Below are 21,289 nucleotides of genomic sequence, written 5' to 3' on the forward strand. Positions count from 1 at the left end.
AGCGGGCGGTGGCCGGAGAATGGCTCGCTGATCGGCCGTGACCAGCGATGGAGAGCGCTCCCTGGTGACCAGGTTCGGCGCGCGACAGGCGGGTGTCAAGGAAATCCGGCAGTTCCGGAACCACACCGCCACCGCGCCACGGCATCGACATCTGTGGTTGCATGTGGACATGCGTCGCACTCTCGCCCACCTGCTGGCCGTGCTCGTCGCCGCGTCGTGCGTGCTCGTCGCCACGCCGGCGAGCGCGGCGACCACCGCGCCGTCCCTGGTGCTCGGCACCGACTTCCCGGACCCCGACATCCTCAAGGTCGGCGGCACCTACCACGCCTACTCGACGAACAACGGCAACGGCAACGTGCCGGTCGCCACCGCGTCGGCGCTCACCGGCCCGTGGACCCGACGCGCCGACGCGCTGCCGACGCTCGGCGCCTGGGCCTCCGGCGGCCTGACCTGGGCGCCGGACGTGTCCCGCCGGGCCGACGGCACCTACCTGCTCTACTACACCGCACGCAGCCGTGCCGCCGGCCGCCAGTGCATCGGCGCGGCCACCTCGACCTCGCCGCTCGGCCCCTTCGCCCCGGTCGGCTCCGGCCCGCTGGTCTGCGACGCCGCCGAGGGCGGTGACATCGACCCGTCCAGCTTCGTCGACACCGACGGCCGGCGCTACCTGCTCTACAAGGACGACGGTAACGCGATCGGGCAGCCGACGAGCCTGTGGGCGCAGGCGGTCGCCGCCGACGGGGTGACGCTCCAGGGCGGCCGGGTGGAACTGCTGCGCAGCGGCCGCGCCGAGGAGGCGGGCGTCATCGAGGCGCCGGTGCTGACCCGGGTGGGCGCGTACTACGTGCTCTTCTACTCCCTCGGCGGGTACGGCGGCGACGGCTACCAGACCAGCTACGCCAGCGCCACGTCGCTGGCCGGCCCGTACACCAAGGCGTACCGGTCGCTGCTGACCACCGCCAGCCTCGACGGCGCCGTACGCGGGCCGGGCGGCGCGGACGTGGTGCGCGAGGCCGGCGGCGACCGGCTGGTCTTCCACGGCTGGGTGAACGACTACTCGGCGCGCGGCATGTACGTCGCCGACCTCGGCTGGGCCGGGGACAACCCGGTGGTGCGGGGCAGCCGGGTGCGCTACGAGGCCGAGCGGGGCACGCTCAACCACTGCGGCGTCCGCAGCACCACGACCGCCTCGCAGGGACAGGTGGCGGCCTACCTCGACTACGCCGACAGCTGGGTCGAGGTCAGCGTCTTCGCGCCGCGCGCCGGCGGCTACACCGCGTACGTCGGCTACTCCGCCGGCTACGGCGACGCCGAGCACACGCTGACCGTCAACGGCGGTGGCGCGCAGGTGCTCGCGTACCCGGACACCGGGTGGGAGACGTGGCGACAGGTCCGCGCGGACGTGGCGCTGAACGCCGGGTGGAACACGCTGCGCCTGACCCGGCGCAGCCGCTGGGCGGAACTCGACTACCTGGAGATCGCCTGATCGTCGGCGCGGGTGAAGCCGTTCGTGGGGCGGGAGCCCTCGGGTTTCGCCGTGCCTTCCGGGCCGCCCGGCCGGGCGGCCCGATCCCGACACCGTACGGAGGCCACGTGATCACGAGAAGGAGCCTGCTCGTCTCGGCGGCGGCGGTGGCGGTCGGCGCCGGCACACCGCTGCGTGCCGGCGCCGCACTGCCCGAGGTCGACATGGAAGCCCTGATCAAGGCAGCGCAGATCGATCCGCGCCGGGCGGACACCGCGCTCACCGAGGGTGCCCGGGACAGCGTCCTGCTGGTGGAGCGCGCGTTGCAGGCCCGGGGGCTGCTGGCCGCGACGTACGTGGACGGGCACTTCGGCACCAGCACCGTCGCCGCGTACGCGGCGTACCAGCGCTCGCTCGGCTACACCGGCCTCGACGCGACCGGCCTGCCGGGCCCGTCCTCGCTGCGGTCGCTGGGGGACGGACGCTACACCGTGGTCCGGTCGATCTCACCCGGCAGCATCGTGACGATGCGCGGGGTGCAGGTCAACACCCGCACCCGGTCGATGCTGCTGGAGGCGGAACGTCTGCTCGGGCGTCAGCTCGGCCTCACCCAGGGCTCCTACAACACGGGCGTCGGCGCCTCCGCCGGCACCCACGACGGCGGCGGGGCGCTGGACATCTCGGTCAGCGGGCTGTCGTCGGCGACCCGGACCGACGTGCTGCGCCGGCTGCGCACGGTGGGCTTCGCCGCCTGGTACCGGACCCCGGACCAGGGCGACTGGGGATACCACATCCACGCGATCGCGTTGGCCGACACCGACCAGTCGACCGGTGCCCAGAACCAGGCCGGCGACTACTACCTGGGCCGTAACGGACTGGCCAACCGGGGACCCGACGACGGCCCGGTGGTCAGCCCGAAGCGCACCTGGGAGGAGTACCAGCGGGCGCGCTGAGCCGCGGGGCGCCGGCCGACCCCGACCTGACGGGGTACGGAACGGGGGTGGCCCGGGCGCCGACCGGCGCCCGGACCACCCCGCCGCCCGTCGGCGGTGCGACAGGCGTCAGCCGCCGGTGATGGTGAACGTGGTGCCGGGCTGCCGGACGATGTCACCGTCGGCGGAGTTGCTGATGGTGACGTTCGTCAGCGTGGCGTTGCCCCGGGCGCCGCTCATGGCGAGGATGCCCGCGCCGTTGTTCGACCGGTCGATGCGGACGTTGCTGATCGTGACGTTCGGCATGCTGCCGCCGCCGTTCTTGAACTGGATGCCGTCGTAGGTGGAGTCGATGACGTCGGTGTCGCGGATGGTGACGCCGGTGATGTCGCCGCTGGCGGGGAACAGGGTGATCGCCCCGAACTCCTGGTCCTCGTTCCAGAACACGCCACCGCACCGGTAGAGGCCGTTGTTGGCCACCAGCGTCGTGCCGGAGAACGGCAGCGGACTGTGGTCGGTCGCCAGCATGATCCCGGGGTAGTTCATGGTGTCGGAGATCAGGTTGTTCTCCACCGTGTTCCCGTAACCGCCGTAGATCGCGACGCCGTTCGCCCGCCACGGCAGTTGCACGGTGTTGTTGAGGAAGCGGTTGTCGTGTGCCACGTCCACCGCGGCGTCCTTGACGCGGGGGTTGGCCCACACCGCGAGCGAGTCGTCGCCGGTGGTGCGGAAGGAGGAGTTGAACACCCGTGAGTTGCGGGTGCCGTTGGAGAAGTTGACCCCGTCGGCGTAGGTGTCGCGGACGCGCATCCCGGTGAACTCCAGCCCGTCGCCCGGGTTCCAGTAGGCGGGGGTGTCGGAGTAGTCGCGGCCCACCCAGGCGCCCACGTTGACGTGCTCGATCCAGACGTTGCTGATCTTCGTGTTCTTCCCGAACCGTCCGTTCAGGCCGTGCCCGCGGTTGGCGCGGTTGGTGGTCATGCCGAAGATGGCCAGGTCCGAGATGGTGGTGTTGTCGTCGATGTCGAAGCCGACGTTGCCCTCGTGCGGGTGGTTGATGTTGCCCACCACGTTCTGCGGCTCGGTCTCGGTGTAGAGCTGCGAGTGCCACATGCCCGCGCCCCGGATCGTCGCGTTGCGGATCCCTCGCTGGTTGTACTGCCCCCGGTTGGGGTCGGGGGAGAGGATCTTCTGTTCCTGCCGCCACTGGCCGGCCGGGATCCAGACGCAGCCGATGACGCCGTTCTGGTCGTCCGTCACGGCCCGCTGGATGGCGGCCGTGTCGTCGATCCCGTCGTTGGGGACGGCGCCGTAGGCGGTGATCGAGGTGCACTCCGCCGGCTTGCTCGCCGGCGGCGCCACCTGCTCCAGGTCGATCAGGTCGACGACGTAGAACGACGCGGTGTCGGTCGCGTCGCGTTGCAGCCGGAACCGGGTGCCGGCGGGGTACGACTGGACGAGCAGGGCGTGCGACTCGTCGAACAGCCGCCGGGCGTTCGCCTGCGGGGTGTTCGAGAGCGACTCGGTGTCGTCGGTGGTGCCGTACAGCCAGCTGTTGCGGGAGGAGAGCGTCAGCTTCTGGACGAACGTGTCGTTGACGTAGAGGCTGAGGCTGGCGGTCAGCCCGCCCCCGTTGGGCGCGTCGGGGATGGAGTTGCGGACGACTATCGAGTTGGCCGGGCTGGTGGAGGTGACCTCGACGAACTGGCCGGTGCTGGTCAGCCGGACCGACTTGCGGCCGGACGACTCGGTGGCGAAGTTGGTGTGGCCGAAGGTGCGCAGCGGGTCGGCCTCCAGCAGGGTGCCCTGGTAGCGGGCCGCCTCGGCCTCGTACTCCGTCCACGGCACCGCCGCGCCGCGTCCCACCACCATGGACTGCGACAGCGAGTTGTTCGTCTCGTTGGTCTCGGTGACGACGCCGGTGACGTCGGCGGTCGCGGTCAGCGTCACGCCGCCGGCGGTCGCCGTCCAACTGCCGGTCACGGCCACGGTGGCGGTCGCTCCGGCGGCCAGTGCCCCGGTGGCGGTGTTCAGGGTGGTGCCACCGACCACGAGCCGGGTGACGCTGGCGGCGGCGGCGCTGGTGCCACGGTTGCGGACGCTGACGGAGAACGTCACGGTGGCGCCGACGGCGGGACTCGGCGGGTTGCTGGTGATGGCGACGACCTGGAGGTCCGGGCCGGGGGCCTGGCCGACGACAAGCGGCGCGGACGCGGTGAAGCTGTTGTTGTCGTTGTTCTGCTCGGCGACGGTGTCGGCCGGGTCGACGACCACGACGAGGGTGTAGCTGCCGATCGCCTGCGCCGGCGCGGTCGCCGACACGGTGGCACTGGCCCCGGCGGCCAGCGAGCCGACCGTGCCGCTGGCGACGACGCCGCCGTTGAGCCTGAAGTCGACCTTGGTGCCGGCCGCGGCCGCGCTGCCGCTGTTCCGGACCGTCGCGCTCAGGTTGACCGGCGTGGCCTCACTCGGTGCGGTGGGGGTCCAGCTCGCCGCGGTCACGACCAGGTCCGGGTTCGGCGCCCAGCCGCCGAAGACCTGGAGGTCGGCGACCTGCGCGCCGGGAGCTCCGGTGTTGCCGGTGAACCTGAGCTGCACCTCGGCCACCCGGGCGGTGACCGGGATGGTCACCGAGTTCCGGTTGCCGGACGGGTCGAAGCCGTAGGCCGCGGCGGCCTTCAGGGTGGTGAACGTGGTGGCGCCCTGGGCGCGTCCCCGCACCTCGATGGTCTGGGTGCGGGCGCCCCAGACCGGGTCCGGGTTGAGCTTGACCACGATCCCGGTGACGTCGGCGTCGGCGCCCAGCTTGACCGTCAGGGTCGCCGGGAGACCGTTCGACTCCCAGTAGGAGGTGGGGCTGTTGTCGGTGGCGTTGGCGGCCACGAACGTGAACACCGAGGAGGACGCGTCGACGGGCTTGCCGGCGGACAGGTTGGTGCCGGACGGTGTGCCCGGGTCGCCGCCGCCCTGCCCGGCGACGCCGTAGATCTCCAGCTCGGCGATCTGGGCGGCGGGCCATCCGGTGTTGCCGGTGATGGTCAACCGTAGGTAGCGGACGGTCGCGGCGGTGAAGTCGATCGTCACCGTGTTCCCCGAGGCCGGGTCGAAGACCCGTCCCGCCGAGGGGGAGAGGGTGCTGAAGGTGCTGCCGTCGCCGCTGCCCTGCACGGCCAGCGTCTGGGTCCGGGTCGCCCAGGCCGTCGACGCCGGCAGTTTGAGTTTGACCTGGTCCACCGCGACGCTGCTGCCGAGGTCGACCTGCACCCACTGCGGGAAGGCCTGGGCGGGGCTCTCCCAGTACGTCTGCTGGTTGCCGTCGGTGACGTTGCCTCCGACGTAGCTCTCGACCGAGCCGCTCGTGGACACGGCCCTGCCGGCGGCGAGGTTCGCGCCGCCGGCTGCCGCCGCCGGGGTGGGTGCCAGGGCCGACAGGCCGGTCAGCAGGGCTGCGGTGAGCCCGCTGACGAGCCGTCGGCGGTGATTCTTCGGTGTCATCGGGTCCTTCGATCCGTGGGTGCGGGGGCGGGCCGCTCGCATCACACTGATGCGATTCTTGGCTTCTTCCGTGGTGCCGTTACGTTCTTGCGTCTCTCTAGCGAGTTTTTGCAAGGATGGCCGTCAATGTTTCAGACGGATGACCGACACGTCAACGGGGCGGAGGAAGAAAGACCACGGAGCGGGAGCGGCGGCGCCATCGGCGCCGGGTCGTTCGCGTCGGTTCCGGAGCCGCCCCGGGCGGCTCCGGAACCGTCACGCGTTCACCAGCCGACGGCGACGATCAACCACTGCGGGTCGCCGTGCGAGACGAACGACGACTGGTCGGCGACGTCGTCGTACGGGAAGCCGTAGGCGCGGCCGTTGATGGCGCGGTCGTGCCAGAACTTCGCGTACCAGTTGGCCGGCGACTGCTGGTAGAAGCGGGTCGGGTCCTCCCACTGCGCCCGGGGGAGCTGCGCGGTGTGCCGGTTCAGCGCGGCGCAGCCGGTCGGGTCACCGGCGAACCGGCCGGCGCAGCCGAAGATGTCCGACGTGGCCGCCGGCAGCCCGACCGAGGTGGCGTACGCGGTGAAGTAGCCGGCGTACTGGCCGCCGGCCCGGAACTGCGGCGAGCTGCCCGGCGCCGGGATCCGGTAGGGCGCCTCGATGCTGGCCAAGTGCTTGAACTCCGCCGGCACCGCGTCGGTGAAGCGCTGGAACGTCACCGAACGGTCCTCGGCGAAGGTCGCCTCGTTCTCGCCGACCGCGACGTCGTAGCCGTCGCGCGCGTGCAGCCGCATCGCCAGCTTGAGCGCGAACGCGTCGACCCGGGTGGTGTTGCCGTTGAACTGGTTCGTACCCACCGTGAACTCGATGAAGTCGCTGTACTGACTGGTCGGCGAGCCGAGCCGGAAGTACATCCGACCGGCCGAGTTGACCGGCATGTCCAGGTAGGGCTGCTCGGCGATGGAGTGGGTCTGCCCGTTGAAGCTCCAGTAGACCTGACTGTCGGGGTAGCGGCCGTTGGTCCGGTTGAGCACCTTGACGGTGAGCACGTTGCGGGCCGGCGGAATGCTCGTCGTGTCACCCCAGAACCCGCCGGTCGGCGGTGGGGTGGTCGGCGGCGTCGTCGAGCCGTCGGTGGTGGCGACCGCCACCTCCCAGAGCGAGTAGCCGTAGGGCGTGGCCCGGGTCGTGCCGTACATCCGCAGGTAGCGGCCGGTGCCGGTGACCGCGAGGGTCTGCGTGCCGCCGGTGCCGGAGGTGGTCGAGGAGACGGTGGTCCACGGCCCGTCCGGTGCGGCGGCCACCTGGACTTGGAAGGCCACCGCGTACGCGGCCTCCCATTGGAGCGTGACCTGGCAGATGGTCCGGGTGGCGCCGAGGTCGACGCGTAGCCACTGCGGGTCGGCGAAGGCGCTCGACCACCGGGTGCCGGTGTTGCCGTCGACGGCGGCCGAGGCCGGGAAGGCGGCGCTCTCGGTGGACGAGGCGACCGCCGGGCGGCCGGCGGCCACGTTGCCGCCGCAGGCGGCGAGGCCCGGGGCCGCGTCCGCCGAGGGGGCGGCGGCGAGCATGCCGCCGGCGAGCAGGGTGAGCGCGGTGACGGCGGCGGCGAGCAGCCGCCGCCCGGGGCGGCCGGGGGCGGGCCGGGCCGGCACGAGCCGGTGCGGGACGGGTGGGGTGGGGGACATGAACGCCTCCTTCGGTGGATCCGACGGAGGGCGCTCTCTCGGTCACCGAGGGTGGACCCGGATCGCGGTCGCTGTCAAGGAACAACCGGCGCTCCATGATCTTTTCCGGACTTTCCGCGCATCGTTGACTCAGTGAAGAGTGTCGATGACGCTGGGTGCGAGGGCGCTCTCTCCGCAAGGTCCCCACCACCACCGTCTGGGAGCCACGCATGCCCGCGACACCACCGCTGCCCGCACCCGTACGCCGCCGGCACCGCCCGGCCGGCGTGGCGCTGGCGCTGCTCGCCCTCCTCGCCACGTACCTCGTCGTGCCCGGCCCGGCCGCCGTCGCGGCCGGGCCGCTGATCTCGCAGGGACGCCCCACCACCGCCTCGTCGTCCGAGGGCGCCGCCACCCCGGCCGCCGCCGCCACCGACGGCGACGCCGGCACCCGTTGGTCCAGCGCGTTCGCCGACCCGCAGTGGCTCCAGGTCGACCTCGGGGCCACCGCCACCATCGACCAGGTACAGCTCGTCTGGGAGGCGGCCTACGCGACCGCGTTCCAGATCCAGGTGGCCGCCGCGCCGACCGGACCGTGGACCACCGTGCACACCACCACCGCCGGCACCGGCGGCACGCAGACCCTCACGGTCACCGGCACCGGTCGCTACGTGCGGATGTACGGCACCGCCCGGGCCACCGGCTACGGCTACTCGCTCTGGGAGTTCAGGGTCTTCGGCAGCATCGGCACCACCCCGCCGCCCATCGGCCGGCCCATCTCGGAGTTCCGGAAGGTCGCCGCGTCCTCGTGGGAGGGTGGCAACGCGCCCGCCGCCGCGCTCGACGGGCGGAGCACCACCCGCTGGTCGAGCCAGTTCGGCAGCGACCCGCAGTGGCTGAGCATCGACTTCGGCGGCGTCGCCACCATCAACCGGGTGGTGCTCGTCTGGGAGGCCGCCTACGCCACCGGCTACCGCCTGGAGACGTCCGCCGACGGTGCCACCTGGACCACGATCTACGCCACCACCACCGGCCGGGGCGGCACCGAACAGCTCACCGTCACCGGCACCGGTCGTTACCTGCGTCTCTACGGCACCGCCCGGGCCACCGGCTACGGCTACTCGCTGTGGGAGGTGCAGGCGTACGGCGGCGTCGACGACACCGCCACCACCGCGCCGCTGCTCTCCGGCCCCACCCGCCCGCCGGCGACCCGCGACCAGTTCGCGCTGACCGCGCCGGCCGACGCGGCGATGGTCACCACCACCCGCCGGCCCGCGCTGAGCTGGGCGGCGGTCGCCGGCGCGATCCGCTACCAGGTGTGGATCAACATCAGTCGCACCGACTACGACTTCACCGCCGCCGGCAACCTGCTCGACCTCTACACCAAGGTCGCCGAGCCGACCGGCACGACCTACACGCCCAGCTGGGACCTGCCGGACCGCTGGACCTACCAGTGGTACGTCACCACCGTCGGCGGCACGCCTGTCACCTCGACCATCCGGCGCTTCAGCGTCTACCTGCCGGTGCTGGAGAACGTCGCCGACGGGATCGGCGTCGTCGCCGGCGCCCGCGACCTCAACCGCAGCGGCGCCATCGAACCGTACGAGAACTGGCGGCTGCCGGTGTCGAGCCGGGTGGACGACCTGCTCGCCCGGATGACGCCCGAGGAGAAGGCGTACCAGCTGTTCTACAACGCCCAGGCGTACCCCCGATCGGGTTGGCACTTCGGTCCCGCGCAGGCGGCGGACCTGCACAGCCAACTGCTCGCCTCGGCCGGCACCCGGCTGGGCATCCCGTTCGTCTCGGCGGGCGACACCATCCACGGCTACCAGACGACGTACCCGATGCAGAGCGCGCTGGCCGCGGCGAGGAACTACCCCCTCGACTACCAACTCGGCGACGTGCAGCGGCGGGAACAGTTGGAGGTCGGCACCCGCGGCGTCCTCGGTCCGCTGGCCGAGGTCGGCACCAAGGTGATCTACCCCCGGATCCAGGAGGGCAACGGCGAGAACGCGCAGGTCGCCGCGGCCCAGGTCCGCGCCCTGGTGGCCGGCCTCCAGGGCGGCCCGGAGCTGAACCCGCACTCGGTGCTGGCGACGGTCAAGCACTGGCCCGGCGAGGGCGCCGGCGGCGAGGCCCTGATCGTCTACGACAACGTGACGATCAAATACCACATGATCCCGTTCCGCGCGGCCATGGAGGCCGGCGCGGTCAACATCATGCCCGGATACGCGGGCAGCTCACTGCTCGACCCGGGCGGCCCCGGCGCCGGCGACAGCGCCAAGATCCTCGCCTACCTGCGGCAGAACCTGGGCTACCAGGGTCTGATCACCACCGACTGGCTGCCGTCGGGCTCCTGGATCGGCGCGGCGAAGGCCGGCTCCGACGTGATGGGCGGCGCCGACCCGGGCGCGGCCGGCTTCTCGATCGCCGACTTCGTGGCCAACGTGCCGGCGTCGCGCATCGACGACGCGGTCCGGCGGGTGCTACGGCTGAAGTTCCAGCTCGGCATCTTCGAGGCCCCGTACGGCGACCCGGTCAACGGCCCGTACCGCTTCCACCAGCCGGCGTACACGGCGCTGGCCGGCCAGGCCGCCCGCGAGGCGATGACCCTGCTGAAGAACGACGCCGGCACGCTGCCGGTGCGGCTCGCCGCCGGTGACGACATCGTGGTCGCCGGTCCACGGGCGGCCGACGGCGGCTCCTGCTGCGTGTGGACCAGCTTCTTCCACGCCGAGTACGGCTCGCGGACCATCCTGGACGCCATCCGGGACCGGGCCGCCGAGGCCGGGGTGACCGTGCACCAGGACGACAGCCCGAACCCGAAGCTGGCGGTGGTCGCGGTCGGCGAGGCCTCCTACACCCACGCCACCAACTGGCCCAAGGAACAGCCGTACCTGCCGCCGGACCAGCTCGCGGTGATCCAGAAGTTCCGCGCCCGGGGCATCCCGGTGGTGGTGGCGCTGGTGCTGCCCCGGCCCTACGTCATCACCGAGTGGCGGGACCTGGCCAGCGCCGTCGTGGTCACCTACCGGGGCGGCGAGGAGATGGGCCCGGCCCTGGCCGGCCTGCTCTTCGGCGACTACCAGCCGCGCGGCAAGCTGCCCTGGCAACTGCCCCGCAACCTCTCCGACGTGCTGCGTCCGGGCGGCACCGACACCCCGACCGACGCGGTCGAGTCGTGGGACCTGCCGTACGACCTGGGCGCGACCGCGACCGAGCGGGGGCAGATCCGGGCCGCGATCGACGCCGGCCAGCCCCCGGCGACGACGTACGGCAATCCGCTCTACCCCTACGGCGCCGGGCTGACCGGCTTCTGAGCGCACGGGCGGGGGCGCGCGCCGGTGTCGGCGCGCGCCCCGGCTCACACCTTGCGGAAGCGCGCCTCGGTCACCGCGAACAGCCCGTACGCCGCGAAGCCGGCCGCGACCACGAGCAGCAGCGCGGTGCCGTAGGGCTCGCCGGCCAGCGTCCGCAGCGCCGCGTCGAGCCCGCGCGCCCGGTCCGGCTCGTACCGCCACGCCGCCAGGACGAACAGCACCCCGGCGATCCCGTACGCCAGCCCCTTGGCCACGAAACCCGCCGTGCCGAGCCGGCGCACCAGCCGCCGGGTCGCCGCCGCCATCTCGCCGACCCGCAGGTGCTTCTCGAAGCGCCCGGTGACTCCGACGAACGCCAACCAGCCCCCGAGCCCGGCCAGGACCAGGCCCGCCACGAGGACGGCGATCCGTCCGCCGCTCGACGCGAGCAGACCCTCGGCGGTGTCCTGCTGGGTGTCGGCGCTTGACGACTTCTTGCCGCGCACCACCTTCACCCCGCTGAACGCGAGGTAGAGGTAGAACGCGGCCCGGCCGGCCGACGCCAGCCGCTCGGTCGGCCGGCGCTCCCGGAGCATCTCCAGCACCTGCCAGACCGCCATGGCCACCAGCCCGACGACGATCGCCACGACGAGCACCAGGCCGAACGGCTCGTCGGCGATCTCCTGCATGGCGCCCGACTGGTCGCCGTCGGCGGCCGGCCCGCCGGATGCCACCCGGACGATCACCCAGGCGAAGAGCAGGTGCAGGATGCCGTAGCCGATGAAGCCGGCCCGGGTGAGACGCTCCAGCGTGGGATTGTCAGCGGCGCGGGAGACGGTGCCGCGAGCCCGCGAGGACAGCGATGACATGCGCCGACATTCACCCGTGGCGGCTCCGGCGAAACCTCGCCGACCCCTGGCGCACGTCGGCGTACCCGGTGTCGGTGACGCCGTGTCTATGCTCGTGGTCATGTCCCTGGGGAGCGCGGGCGGCGCGGACCGCTGGTTCGAGTCGGCGACCGGGACGGCCGGCGGGGCCGAGGTGTTCGTCTTCCCGTACGCCGGTGGCATCGCCGCGTCGTTCACGCCCTGGCAGGAGGCGGCCCCGCCGGAGCTGTCGGTGCGGGTCGCGCAGTTGCCGGCCCGGGGCGCCCGGTTGCACGAACCGCCCGTCGACGATCTGACCGAGCTGGTGGCGGAGCTGACGACGGCGGTCACCGAGCGGGCGTCGGGCCCGTTCCTGCTGTTCGGGCACAGCCTGGGCGCGCTGGTGGCGTTCGAGGTGACCCGGGAGCTGCGTCGCCGGGGCGGCCCCGATCCGCTGGCGTTGCTGGTCAGCGGCGCCGAGGGGCCGCAGACCCGGCGGGTCGCGCGGCGCTGCCACGAGCTCGACGACACCGACCTGATCGAGGCGCTGCGCGACTTCGGGGTCACGTCGGCCGCGCTGCTGGCCGACCGGGAGCTGATGGAGCTGATCCTGCCGGGGATCCGGGCCGACTTCGCCCTGTCCGAGCGGTACGCCTACCGTCCGGGACCGCCGCTGGAGCTGCCGGTGCACGTGCTGCTCGGCGACCGCGACGAGCACGTCGACCCGGACCGGGCGGCCGGGTGGGCGCGGGACTGCGCGGCCCCGCCGCGGGTCCACGTGTACGCCGGGGGGCACTTCTTCCTGGCCGAGCACGGGTCGGAGATCCTGGACCTGATGCGACGCATCGTCACCTGTCACACCGCTCCGGCGCATTCCGCGACAAAGGACAGGTAAGGACCCACCGGCGCGCGGGGGCTTCCACGATGCCGGCCGGCGGACATGGTGGACCGACGAGACGCGGTGCTAGAGTTCGCCATTCCTTCGTCGAGGAACGCCGCTGCCGAGGCGGCACACCGTAGCGCGCCGAGGTGCTGATGAGCCGGCCGTACCTGCCGTCCCTGGTCCTGCGCGACTACCTGCACGCGGTGGCGGCACTCCACCCCCACCTGCGCGGGATGCTCGACTTCGGACGACCGGGCGCGGCCGAGGCGCTGGCCGAACTGGCCGCCACGGTGAGCGAGTTCGACACCGACTCCACCGGCCGGGGCGACTCGTACCGCCGGGCCCAACGCGACACGCTGGTGCGCTGGACCGGGATGCGGCGCCTGCTGGAGCTGGCCATCCCGGCGGACGCCGAGCCGGTCACCGTGATCCTGGACGTGCTCGGCGGCGACGGCACCGTGGCCCGCGCCGCGAGCAGCCAGTCCGCCTGCTTCGAGTCCAAACTGACGTTCGTCACCGGTGACGTGTCCGGCCACATGGTCGACCGGGCGCTCGCGCACGGCCTGCCCGCCGTCCGCCAGGCCGCACACTTCCTCTTCCTGCGCGACGGCAGCGTGGACGCGGTGCTGCTGGCGTACGGCACCCACCACATCCCGGCGCACCGGCGGCCACCGGCGGTGGCGGAGGCGGCCCGGGTGGTCCGCCCCGGCGGCCGGATCGTGCTGCACGACTTCGACGAGTCCAGCCCGATGGCCGGGTTCTTCGCCGAGGTGGTGCATCCGCACGCCGCCGGCGGCCATGACTACCGGCACTTCACCCGCGCGGAGCTGGCCGGCCTGTTCGCCGACGCCGGCCTGCCGGTGCGCGTCGTCGACCTGTACGACCCGCTGATCGTGCGCGCCGACACCGAGCGGGCCGCGTACGCCGGGATGCGCGACTACGTCGGCGACATGTACGGCGTCCGGGACTTCTTCGCGACGATCGGCGACGACGCGGTGTGGCGGTTGCTCACCCACCACTTCGACCACACCGGCTACCTGGCCGCGATCGGTGGTCGGGACGGCATCCCGGTCCGGCCGGTGGTCCACCGGGCCGACGGGCAGTTCGTCGCCGAGGTGCCCCGGATGGCGATCGTCGCGACCGCGACCAGGACGGCGTGACCACCATGTCCGATCCGCGCTACCTGCCCGATCTGGTGCACCGGCCCACCGGCCCGGCCGCCGACCGGATCGCGGTCGTCGCCCCCGACGGTGAGCTGAGCTACGCGCGACTGTGGGAGCGGGCCGACGCGACGACGGAGCTGCTGCGCCGGGCCGGCGTCCGGCCGGGCGACCGGGTCGGCCTGCACCTGCACCGGTCCGCCGACTACGTGACGTCGCTGCTGGGGACGCTCGGGGCGGGCGCGGTCGCGGTCCCGGTCGATCCCGAGCTGCCCTCCGGCCGGGCCGAGCAGATGCTCGCCCTGGCCGCCCCGCGCGTCGTGCTCCACGCGGACCGGCCCGCGACGGTGGCCGCACCGGCGGGCACCCTCTGGCGCGACGTGCGTACCGCCGAGGTGGGGGTGGGCCTCGACCCGCCGGACCGCGCGGGCTGGGCGCCGCCCGCGGAACAGGCCGCCCTGGTGTTGTTCACCTCGGGTTCCACCGGCCGGCCGAAGGGGGTGGTGCTGCACCACGCCGGGCTGGTCAACCGGCTGGCCTGGGGCCACCACCGGTTCGGCTTCACCGCCGAGGACCGGGTGCTGCACAAGGCGTCGATCGGGTTCGACGCGTCGGTGCACGAGATCTTCTCCCCGCTGGTCGCGGGCGGCGTCGTGGTCGTCGCCGGTCCGGGGCTGCCCTTTGACAGCCTCGGCCTGGTCCGGCTGATCCGGCGGGAGGCGGTCACCACCGCGCACTTCGTGCCGACCATGCTGCGGCACGTGCTGGACGAGCCGGAGTTCGCCGGCTGCGGGACGCTGCGGCGGGTGCTGTGCGGCGGTGAGGCGCTTGACATGCGGCTGGTCCGGCGGCTGCGGGAGGTGCTGCCGTGCGGGCTGTTCAACGGGTACGGCCCGAGCGAGACGTCGATCAACGTGTCCTACTGGGACTGCGCGGAGCCGTACGCGGGCAGCATCGCCCCGATCGGCCGGCTCGTCGACGGCGTGGTCGCCCACGTGCGCGACGAGGAGGGCCGGCCGGTCGCCGACGGGGACACCGGTGAGCTGTGGCTCGGCGGGGTGGCGGTCGGCCTGGGCTATCTGGGCGACGACGCGCTCACCGCGGAACGCTTCCGGCCCGACCCGGAGCGGCCGGGCGGCCGGCTCTACCGCACCGGCGACCTGGTGCGGGTCGCGCCGCAGGGGTTCCTGGAGTTCCGGGGCCGGGTCGACGACCAGGTCAAGGTCCGGGGCGTGCGGGTGGAACCGGGCGAGGTCGCGGCCGTGCTGCGCGAGCATCCGGCGGTGCACGACGCGGTGGTGGTGACCGTGCCCGACGCCGACGCCGGGCCGCGCCTGGTCGGCTACGTCGTGCCCCGGCCGAGACGCGCCCCGACGGTCGGTGGGCTGCCCCGGTTCCGGCTGCCCAACGGCATGGCGGTGACCGCCGCCTCGCCCGACGAGGCGGTCTTCCTCTACCGGCAGATCTTCGACCACGCGGAATACTCCCGGTTCGGCGTCCGCCTCGGTGACGGCGCGGTCGTCGTCGACGTGGGCGCCAACATCGGCCTGTTCGCGCTCTGGGCGACCCGGCAGGCCCGCGACGTACGCCTGGTCGCGGTCGAACCGAATCCGGACACGCTGCCGTACCTGCGGGCCAACCTCGGCCTCTACGCCGCCTCGGCGTCCGTCGTCGAGGCGGCGGTGACCGACGTCGCCGGCACCGCCGAGCTGATCTCGTTTCCGGAGCTGAGCTACCTGTCCGGCCTCGGCGCCGACCGGGCCGGGGCGGCGTCGGAGCTGGTCCGGTCGCACTACCGGCACGGCGGCGGCGCCGCCGACGACGCCGAACGGGCCGCGCTGCTGGCGGACGCGCGCCGCCGGCTGACCCCGGTGGCGCACGTCGTGCCGACGGTGACCCTGTCCGAGCTGCTGGACCGGTTCGCGCTCGACCGGGTCGACCTGCTGAAGGTCAACGTGGAGGGCACCGAGCTGAGCGTGCTGCGCGGGGTGCGTCCGGAGCACTGGCCCCGCGTCCGCCAGGTGTGCCTGGAGGTCGAGCGCAGCAGCGTCACCGCGCCACCGGCCCGGGAGCTGCTGTCGGCGGCCGGGTTCACGGTGCACGAGATCGGCGACTGGAACGTCGACGCCGACGCCGACGTCAGCTACCTCTACGCGGTGCGGTCGGGGGAGCAGCCGCCGGCCGGGTCGCCCTGGGCCGAGCCCGCCGACCAGATGCTGACCACCGCCCAGCTCCAGGGCTACCTGGCGTCGGCGCTGCCGTCGGCGATGCGCCCGGACCAGATCGTCCTCGTCGACCACCTGCCCCGGCTGCCCAACGGCAAGGTGGCACGGCGGGAGCTGCCGCCGCCACCCCGACCGCGGGCGGACCTCGCCGCCGAACCGGGCGGCGTGCTCACCGACCGGCTGCGCGAGGCGTGGCGGGTCACGCTCGGCGTCGACGCGGTCCACGACGACGACAACTTCCTCGCCCTCGGCGGGCATTCGCTGACCGCGCTGCGGGTGGCGGTGCGGGTGCGCGAGATGGCCGGCCTGGAGGTCAGCCCGGCGGGCTGCCTGCGCGCCGGGTCGTTCGCCGACTGGCTGACCCGGGTCACCGACGGGGGACGCGATGTCCGCGCCGCCCGGTGACGCGTCCCGGCACGTCGTCGTGGTGGGCGGCGGCCGGCTCGCCCGCGCGCTCTGCGACTCCCTGGCCGCGATCCCCACCCCCGTCCGGCTCCGGGTGACCGTGCTGGCCCGCGACCCGGGCGCGGCGGACCGGCTGGCCCGGGGCGCACAGGTGCGGGCCACTGTCACCGGCACCGCCGTCGGGTTCACCGCCCGGCCGTTCACCCCGTCCACCACCGACCCCGGGGCCGGCTACGCCGCCGACGCCGCGTCGATGGCCCGGCTCCGGCCCGACGTGCTGGTCTGCGCCGCGTCGGCCCAGTCGCCGTACGAGCGGACGCACGCGCCGTCGGCCTGGACGGAACTGGTCACCGCCGCCGGGTTCGGGGTGACGCTGGCGTTGCAGGCCGAGCTGGTGTCCCGGCTGGCCGCCGCGCTGGCCGCCGGCGCGCCGGACGCGTCGCTGGTGAACGCCGCCTTCCCGGACGCGGTCAACCCGCTGCTGGCCGCGGCGGGCCGGCCGGTGCTCTGCGGCATCGGCAACGTGGCGACGCTGGCCGCCTGCCTGGACGCCGCGCTGGGCGGCCCCGGGCCCCGACGGTTGGCCGTGCTCGGCCACCACGCCCACCTCGCGGCGCCCGACCCGGCCGCCACCGACGACACCGCCGAGGTGCGCGCCTGGCTGGACGGCCGGGAGGTCCCGGACGTCACGACGCTGCTCGCCGGATACCGCGCCCTGCCCCGCCCGGAGCTGAACGCGCTGGCCGGGCACGCCGGGGCCGCCGTGGTGGCGGCGCTGGCCGCCGGGGTGGACGAGGTGGTGGCGAACCTGCCCGGTCCGCTGGGCCTGCCGGGCGGCTATCCGGTCCGACTGCGCGACGGCCGGGCCGAACTGCGCCTGCCGGCCGGCGTCGACGTGGCGCACGCGTCGGCCTGGAACACCGCCGCCGGGCGCCGGGACGGCGTCGAGGTCGACGACGGCCACGTGCGCTACCCGGAGCGGGCCCGGGCGGCGCTGGCGGCGTACCGGCCGGACCTGGCCGGCGGTTGGCACGCCGGCGAGCTGCCGGAGGTCTTCGCCCGGTTCACCGCCCTGCGTGACCACCTGCGAACGGTGCCGCCGGCGCCGGCCCGTGCCCGGAGTGTGTGGGAGGAAGCCCGATGTCCGTGACCGCCCCGACCGTCCGCAACCTGATCACCGACTACCAGGACGTCATCGCCGCGGCGGTGCGGCGGTGCGGCGCGGTTCCCGGCGACGCCGCCGGCACGCCCGGCTTCGCGCCCGGCTTCGACCTGCCCGAGCTGACCCCGGCCGTGCGCGACTTCTACGCCGCCGCCACGGTGCGCTGGGCCCCGCTCGGTGCGTACGGCGGCCACCGCCTCCACCTGCTCGACCTGACCGGCAACCCGGGCACCCGGACCACCAAGACGTTCGCGTCCCTGGTGATCGTCGCCCGCGCGGTGGAACACATCCGGCGTACCGGCGCCCGGCTGCGCATCGTCACCCCGACCTCCGCCAACAAGGGTGTCGCGCTGCGCGACGCGGTGGCCCGCGCGTACGCGGCCGGGCTGGTCACGCCCGAGCAACTCGCCATCGTGGTGCTCGCGCCGCGGGCGACCCGGCACAAGTTCCGCCACGACGCGCTCGCCGCCGACCCGGTCGCCCGCCGGCTCAACCCGCTGCTGCGTTACACCGGCGACGACCCGGAGGGCGTGAAGGCGCTCGGCCGCGCGTTCGTCGACGCGTACGCCGCCCGGCTGCACGACGAGCACGGCGTCACGCTCTGGTACACGCTGGACCTGAAGAACTACCTGGTGGCCGACGCGGCGCGGGCCGCGTTCGAGGCCGAGGTCGCCCCGACCGGCGGGGGCCTCGCCCGCTGGCACGCCCACGCCGTCTCCAGCGCGTTCGGTCTGCTCGGCTACAACCTCGGCCGCGACGTGCTGGAGGCGGCCGGCCGGGCCGACCCGGACGACCGTCCCGGTTTCCTGCTCGTGCAGCACCTCGGCACGCCCGACATGGTGCTCAGCCTGCGCCACGGCTCGTTCGCGCGGGACAACGTCCCGACCTGGACCCGCGACGAGAGCCTGGACGCCTGGACGCAGGACAAGGACCCGCGCTTCCCGGCCGTCACCGACGACCCGGCCGAGGTGCTCGACCCGACCTTCTACACCCACCGCCCGGTGACCTCCCCGGCGATGAACGCGCTGATCGACAGGCACGGCGGCGACGGCATCGTGGTGTCGCGGCGCGAGTGCGTCGAGCGCTACCCGGCGGCCCGGGCCCGGCTGGCCGACGCCGGGCTCGTGCTGCCGGCCGAGCCCGGACGGCTGCGGGAGTGGTCGATCGTGATGGCGCTGACCGGCGTCTGCAACGCCGTCGACCGGGGCCTGGTGCCGGCCGGACACGACATCGTGGTGCACGGCACCGGCAGCTACGCCGACGACTTCACCGTCGCCGACGCGGACGCCGAGGTGTCCACCGTCGCCGACGTCGCGGCGGCCGTCGTGGGCCGGCGGTGAGCCCGACGCCGGCCGCCCACCCGCTCGGCCTGCCCGCCGGGCCGGCCGAGCGGCTCGTCGCGCGGGCCCGGACCGCCGGGGTCGAGCCGGCCACGGTGGTCCTCACCGCGACCGCGCTGCTGGTCCGCCGGTACACCGGCGTCCAGGTGGTGACGCTGGGCCACGGCGACGAGCCGGTGACGCTGGACCTGACCGTCGACGCCCCGATCCGGGAACTGTGGCACGCGCTGCGCCCGGCGTCGCCCGGCGTCACCCCCGACGCGGTCGTCCGGATCGACCCCGACCTGCGCGCCGGCACGCTGACCGGCCTGCCCGACGACTACGCCGACGACCTGCGCGCCGACCTGGCCGACGTGCTGTCCGCGCTCGACCCGGACGCGTCGTCGGCCGACGTGCTGCGCGTGGCCCGCTACGAGCGGCGTCCGACGCCCGACCTGGGCCGACTGCACGGCGGCGACGGCACCGAGGCCGACGCCGTACGCGGGGGGACGATCCCCGCCGCGTTCGCCGCGGTGGTCGCCGCGCACCCGGACCGGGTGGCGGTGCTGGCCGACGACGCGACGGTGACCTACCGCGACCTCGGCGCGGCGGTGACCGCGACCGCGGCGGCGCTGACCGGGCCGGGCGACCCCGCGACGCCGCCCGCGCCGGTGGCGGTGTTGTGCCGCCACGGGGTCGCCACGATCACCGGGATCCTCGCGGCGCTGGCGTCCGGGTCGGCGTACGTGCCGCTGGACCCCGTGTTCCCGACCATCCGGCTGGCCGGCATGATGCGCGACGCCGGGGTACGGGCCGTCGTCACCGACTCCGCACACGCGCGGCTCGCCGCCGCGCTGGCCGCCGACGCCGGGCTGCCGGCGCTGCCCGTGGTGCCGCTGCGACCGGGCGTTCCCGGGTCCGGCCCGCCGGTGCCGCCCGGCCCGGCGCGGCCGGACGATCCGGCGTACGTGCTCTACACCTCCGGGTCGACCGGGCAGCCGAAGGGGGTGGTGCAGAGCCATCGCAACGTGCTGTTCGGCATCCGTAACCACGTGCGCAACTTCGCCGTCCGGCTGGACGACCGCACCAGCGTGCTCACCTCGTTCGGCTACGACATGGCGGTCACCGACACGTTCGCCGCGCTGCTGTCCGGCGCCGCCGCCGTCCCCGTCGACGTGCGGGCGCACGGCCTCGGTCACCTGGCCGGCGCGCTCGCCGACCGGGGCGTCACGGTCTACCACTCCACCCCGACCGTCTACCGCTACCTGGTGGCGAGCCTGGGCGACGGTGGGCGGCTGCCGTCGGTCCGGGCGGTCCTGCTCGGCGGCGAGGAGGTCACCCGGCACGACGTGACGCTGGCCCGGCGGTCGTTCGCGCCGGGTGTGGTGTTCGTCAACGGGTACGGCACCACCGAGATCAGCTTCGCCACGCAGCACCACCTGCCGCCCGACGCCCGACCGGAGCGGGCCGTGGTGCCGATCGGGCACCCGCTGCCGGGCGTCGAGGTGGTGCTGACCGACCCGGCCGGGCGCCCCACCTGCCGGAGCGGCGAGGTCGTCGTGCGCACCCCGCACGTCGCGCTCGGTTACCTGGGGCTGCCGGAGCTGACGGCGGCCCGGTTCACCGAGCACGACGGGGTGCGGGCGTACCGGACCGGGGACGTCGCCCGGCGGCTGCCCGACGGGACGCTGGTCTTCCTGAGCCGCAGCGACCGGATGGTGAAGATCCGCGGTTACCGGGTGGAGTTGGGTGAGGTCGAGGCCCACCTGGCCGGGCTGCCCGGGGTGGGCCGGGCGGCCGTGGTGGCGCGGCGTGGCGCGGCCGGCGCCGGCGAGCAGGAGATCATCGGGTACGTCGTGCCGGCCGGCGGTGCGGACCTGCGGCCGGCGGTGCTGCGGGAGCGGCTGGCGGCGGTGCTGCCGGACTTCATGGTGCCCCGGGCCGTGGTGCCGGTGGCGGACCTGCCGACCGGCCCGACCGGCAAGCTCGACCCGGCCGCCCTGCCGGACCCGGACGCGGAGGCCGATGGCCCGACCGGTGGGCCGCCGTCGGGGCCGGTCGAGGAGACCATCGCGGCGGGCTGGCGCGCGGTGCTGGGACTGCCCACCGTGGACCGGCGGGTGAACTTCTTCGCCGCGGGCGGCCACTCGCTCCAGCTCGCCCTGGTGCAGAAGCACCTGGAGGAACAGCTCGGGCGGCGGGTGCCGCTGGCCCGGCTGGTGGAGTTCCCGACGGTGGCGTCGCTGGCCGCGCACCTGGCGGCGGGAAGCGCGGTCGGCGTGCCGGAGGACGGTCGCCTGGCGGCGGTCGGCCGCCGGATGGCGCGGCGCCGGGCCGCGCGGGGCGGCGGCCCGGGGGAGGGCGAACCGTGAGCGCGAGGAACGCAGCGCAGCGGAGTCCCGCAGTCGCGAACGAAAGGCGGG

11 protein-coding genes and 1 pseudogene are annotated in these 21,289 nt (G+C 74.2%); 9 read left to right on the plus strand and 3 right to left on the minus strand.

From position 1 onward, the window contains the following. Positions 1–169: 169 nt before the first annotated feature. Both ACLQ2W_RS31700 and ACLQ2W_RS31705 read left to right on the plus strand, forming a co-directional pair. Positions 170–1,486 carry a family 43 glycosylhydrolase gene (locus ACLQ2W_RS31700; protein WP_425791302.1) on the plus strand — a complete coding sequence of 439 codons (1,317 nt, stop codon included), beginning with the start codon at positions 170–172 and terminating at the stop codon, positions 1,484–1,486. 107 nt (positions 1,487–1,593) lie between these two features. Next, on the plus strand, positions 1,594–2,418 hold the full coding sequence (locus ACLQ2W_RS31705) for a peptidoglycan-binding domain-containing protein (protein ID WP_425791304.1): 825 nt from the start codon (positions 1,594–1,596) through the stop codon (positions 2,416–2,418). A gap of 108 nt (positions 2,419–2,526) precedes the next feature. Here the strand turns inward: ACLQ2W_RS31705 and ACLQ2W_RS31710 are convergent, their stop codons facing one another. Both ACLQ2W_RS31710 and ACLQ2W_RS31715 read right to left on the minus strand, forming a co-directional pair. Next, complete coding sequence (locus ACLQ2W_RS31710) at positions 2,527–5,892, minus strand: CARDB domain-containing protein (RefSeq protein ID WP_425791306.1); 3,366 nt, start codon at positions 5,890–5,892, stop codon at positions 2,527–2,529. Between the two features lie 332 nt (positions 5,893–6,224). Continuing rightward, positions 6,225–7,568: pseudogene (locus ACLQ2W_RS31715) on the minus strand (beta-1,3-glucanase family protein); the annotation flags it as partial. Positions 7,569–7,777: 209 nt separating this feature from the next. Between ACLQ2W_RS31715 and ACLQ2W_RS31720 the strand changes: the two are divergent. Beyond that, positions 7,778–10,867 carry a discoidin domain-containing protein gene (locus tag ACLQ2W_RS31720; RefSeq protein WP_425791308.1) on the plus strand — a complete coding sequence of 1,030 codons (3,090 nt, stop codon included), beginning with the start codon at positions 7,778–7,780 and terminating at the stop codon, positions 10,865–10,867. A 44-nt stretch (positions 10,868–10,911) separates the two neighbouring features. On the opposite strand, the gene ACLQ2W_RS31725 is transcribed toward ACLQ2W_RS31720, so the two are convergent. Then, complete coding sequence (locus ACLQ2W_RS31725) at positions 10,912–11,715, minus strand: DUF1206 domain-containing protein (RefSeq protein WP_425791310.1); 804 nt, start codon at positions 11,713–11,715, stop codon at positions 10,912–10,914. Between the two features lie 100 nt (positions 11,716–11,815). On the opposite strand from ACLQ2W_RS31725, the gene ACLQ2W_RS31730 reads away from it, so the two are divergent. The 6 genes from ACLQ2W_RS31730 (at position 11,816) to ACLQ2W_RS31755 (ending at position 21,238) form a co-directional block, all read left to right on the plus strand. Continuing rightward, positions 11,816–12,607: a thioesterase II family protein gene (locus ACLQ2W_RS31730; protein WP_425791312.1), complete on the plus strand. Its 792-nt coding sequence runs from the start codon at positions 11,816–11,818 to the stop codon at positions 12,605–12,607. Positions 12,608–12,747: 140 nt separating this feature from the next. Continuing rightward, positions 12,748–13,755 carry a class I SAM-dependent methyltransferase gene (locus tag ACLQ2W_RS31735; protein WP_425791314.1) on the plus strand — a complete coding sequence of 336 codons (1,008 nt, stop codon included), beginning with the start codon at positions 12,748–12,750 and terminating at the stop codon, positions 13,753–13,755. 5 nt (positions 13,756–13,760) lie between these two features. Then, positions 13,761–16,385, plus strand: a complete 2,625-nt coding sequence (locus ACLQ2W_RS31740) for an amino acid adenylation domain-containing protein (protein ID WP_425791359.1) — start codon at positions 13,761–13,763, stop codon at positions 16,383–16,385. After that, the gene (locus ACLQ2W_RS31745) at positions 16,366–17,535 is read left to right on the plus strand and encodes a potassium transporter TrkA (protein ID WP_425791316.1); all 1,170 of its coding nucleotides are present in this window, start codon (positions 16,366–16,368) and stop codon (positions 17,533–17,535) included. The genes ACLQ2W_RS31740 and ACLQ2W_RS31745 overlap by 20 nt, the downstream gene beginning before the upstream one ends. Next, positions 17,526–18,887, plus strand: a complete 1,362-nt coding sequence (locus ACLQ2W_RS31750) for a DUF6002 family protein (protein WP_425791318.1) — start codon at positions 17,526–17,528, stop codon at positions 18,885–18,887. Before ACLQ2W_RS31745 ends, ACLQ2W_RS31750 begins: the two co-directional genes overlap by 10 nt. Beyond that, a complete protein-coding gene (locus ACLQ2W_RS31755) occupies positions 18,884–21,238 on the plus strand; it encodes an amino acid adenylation domain-containing protein (RefSeq protein WP_425791320.1) in 2,355 nt (784 codons plus the stop codon). Before ACLQ2W_RS31750 ends, ACLQ2W_RS31755 begins: the two co-directional genes overlap by 4 nt. The last annotated feature ends 51 nt before the right edge of the window (positions 21,239–21,289 follow it).

Source organism: Micromonospora sp. DT227 (genome assembly GCF_049841835.1).
Classification (GTDB): domain Bacteria; phylum Actinomycetota; class Actinomycetes; order Mycobacteriales; family Micromonosporaceae; genus Micromonospora.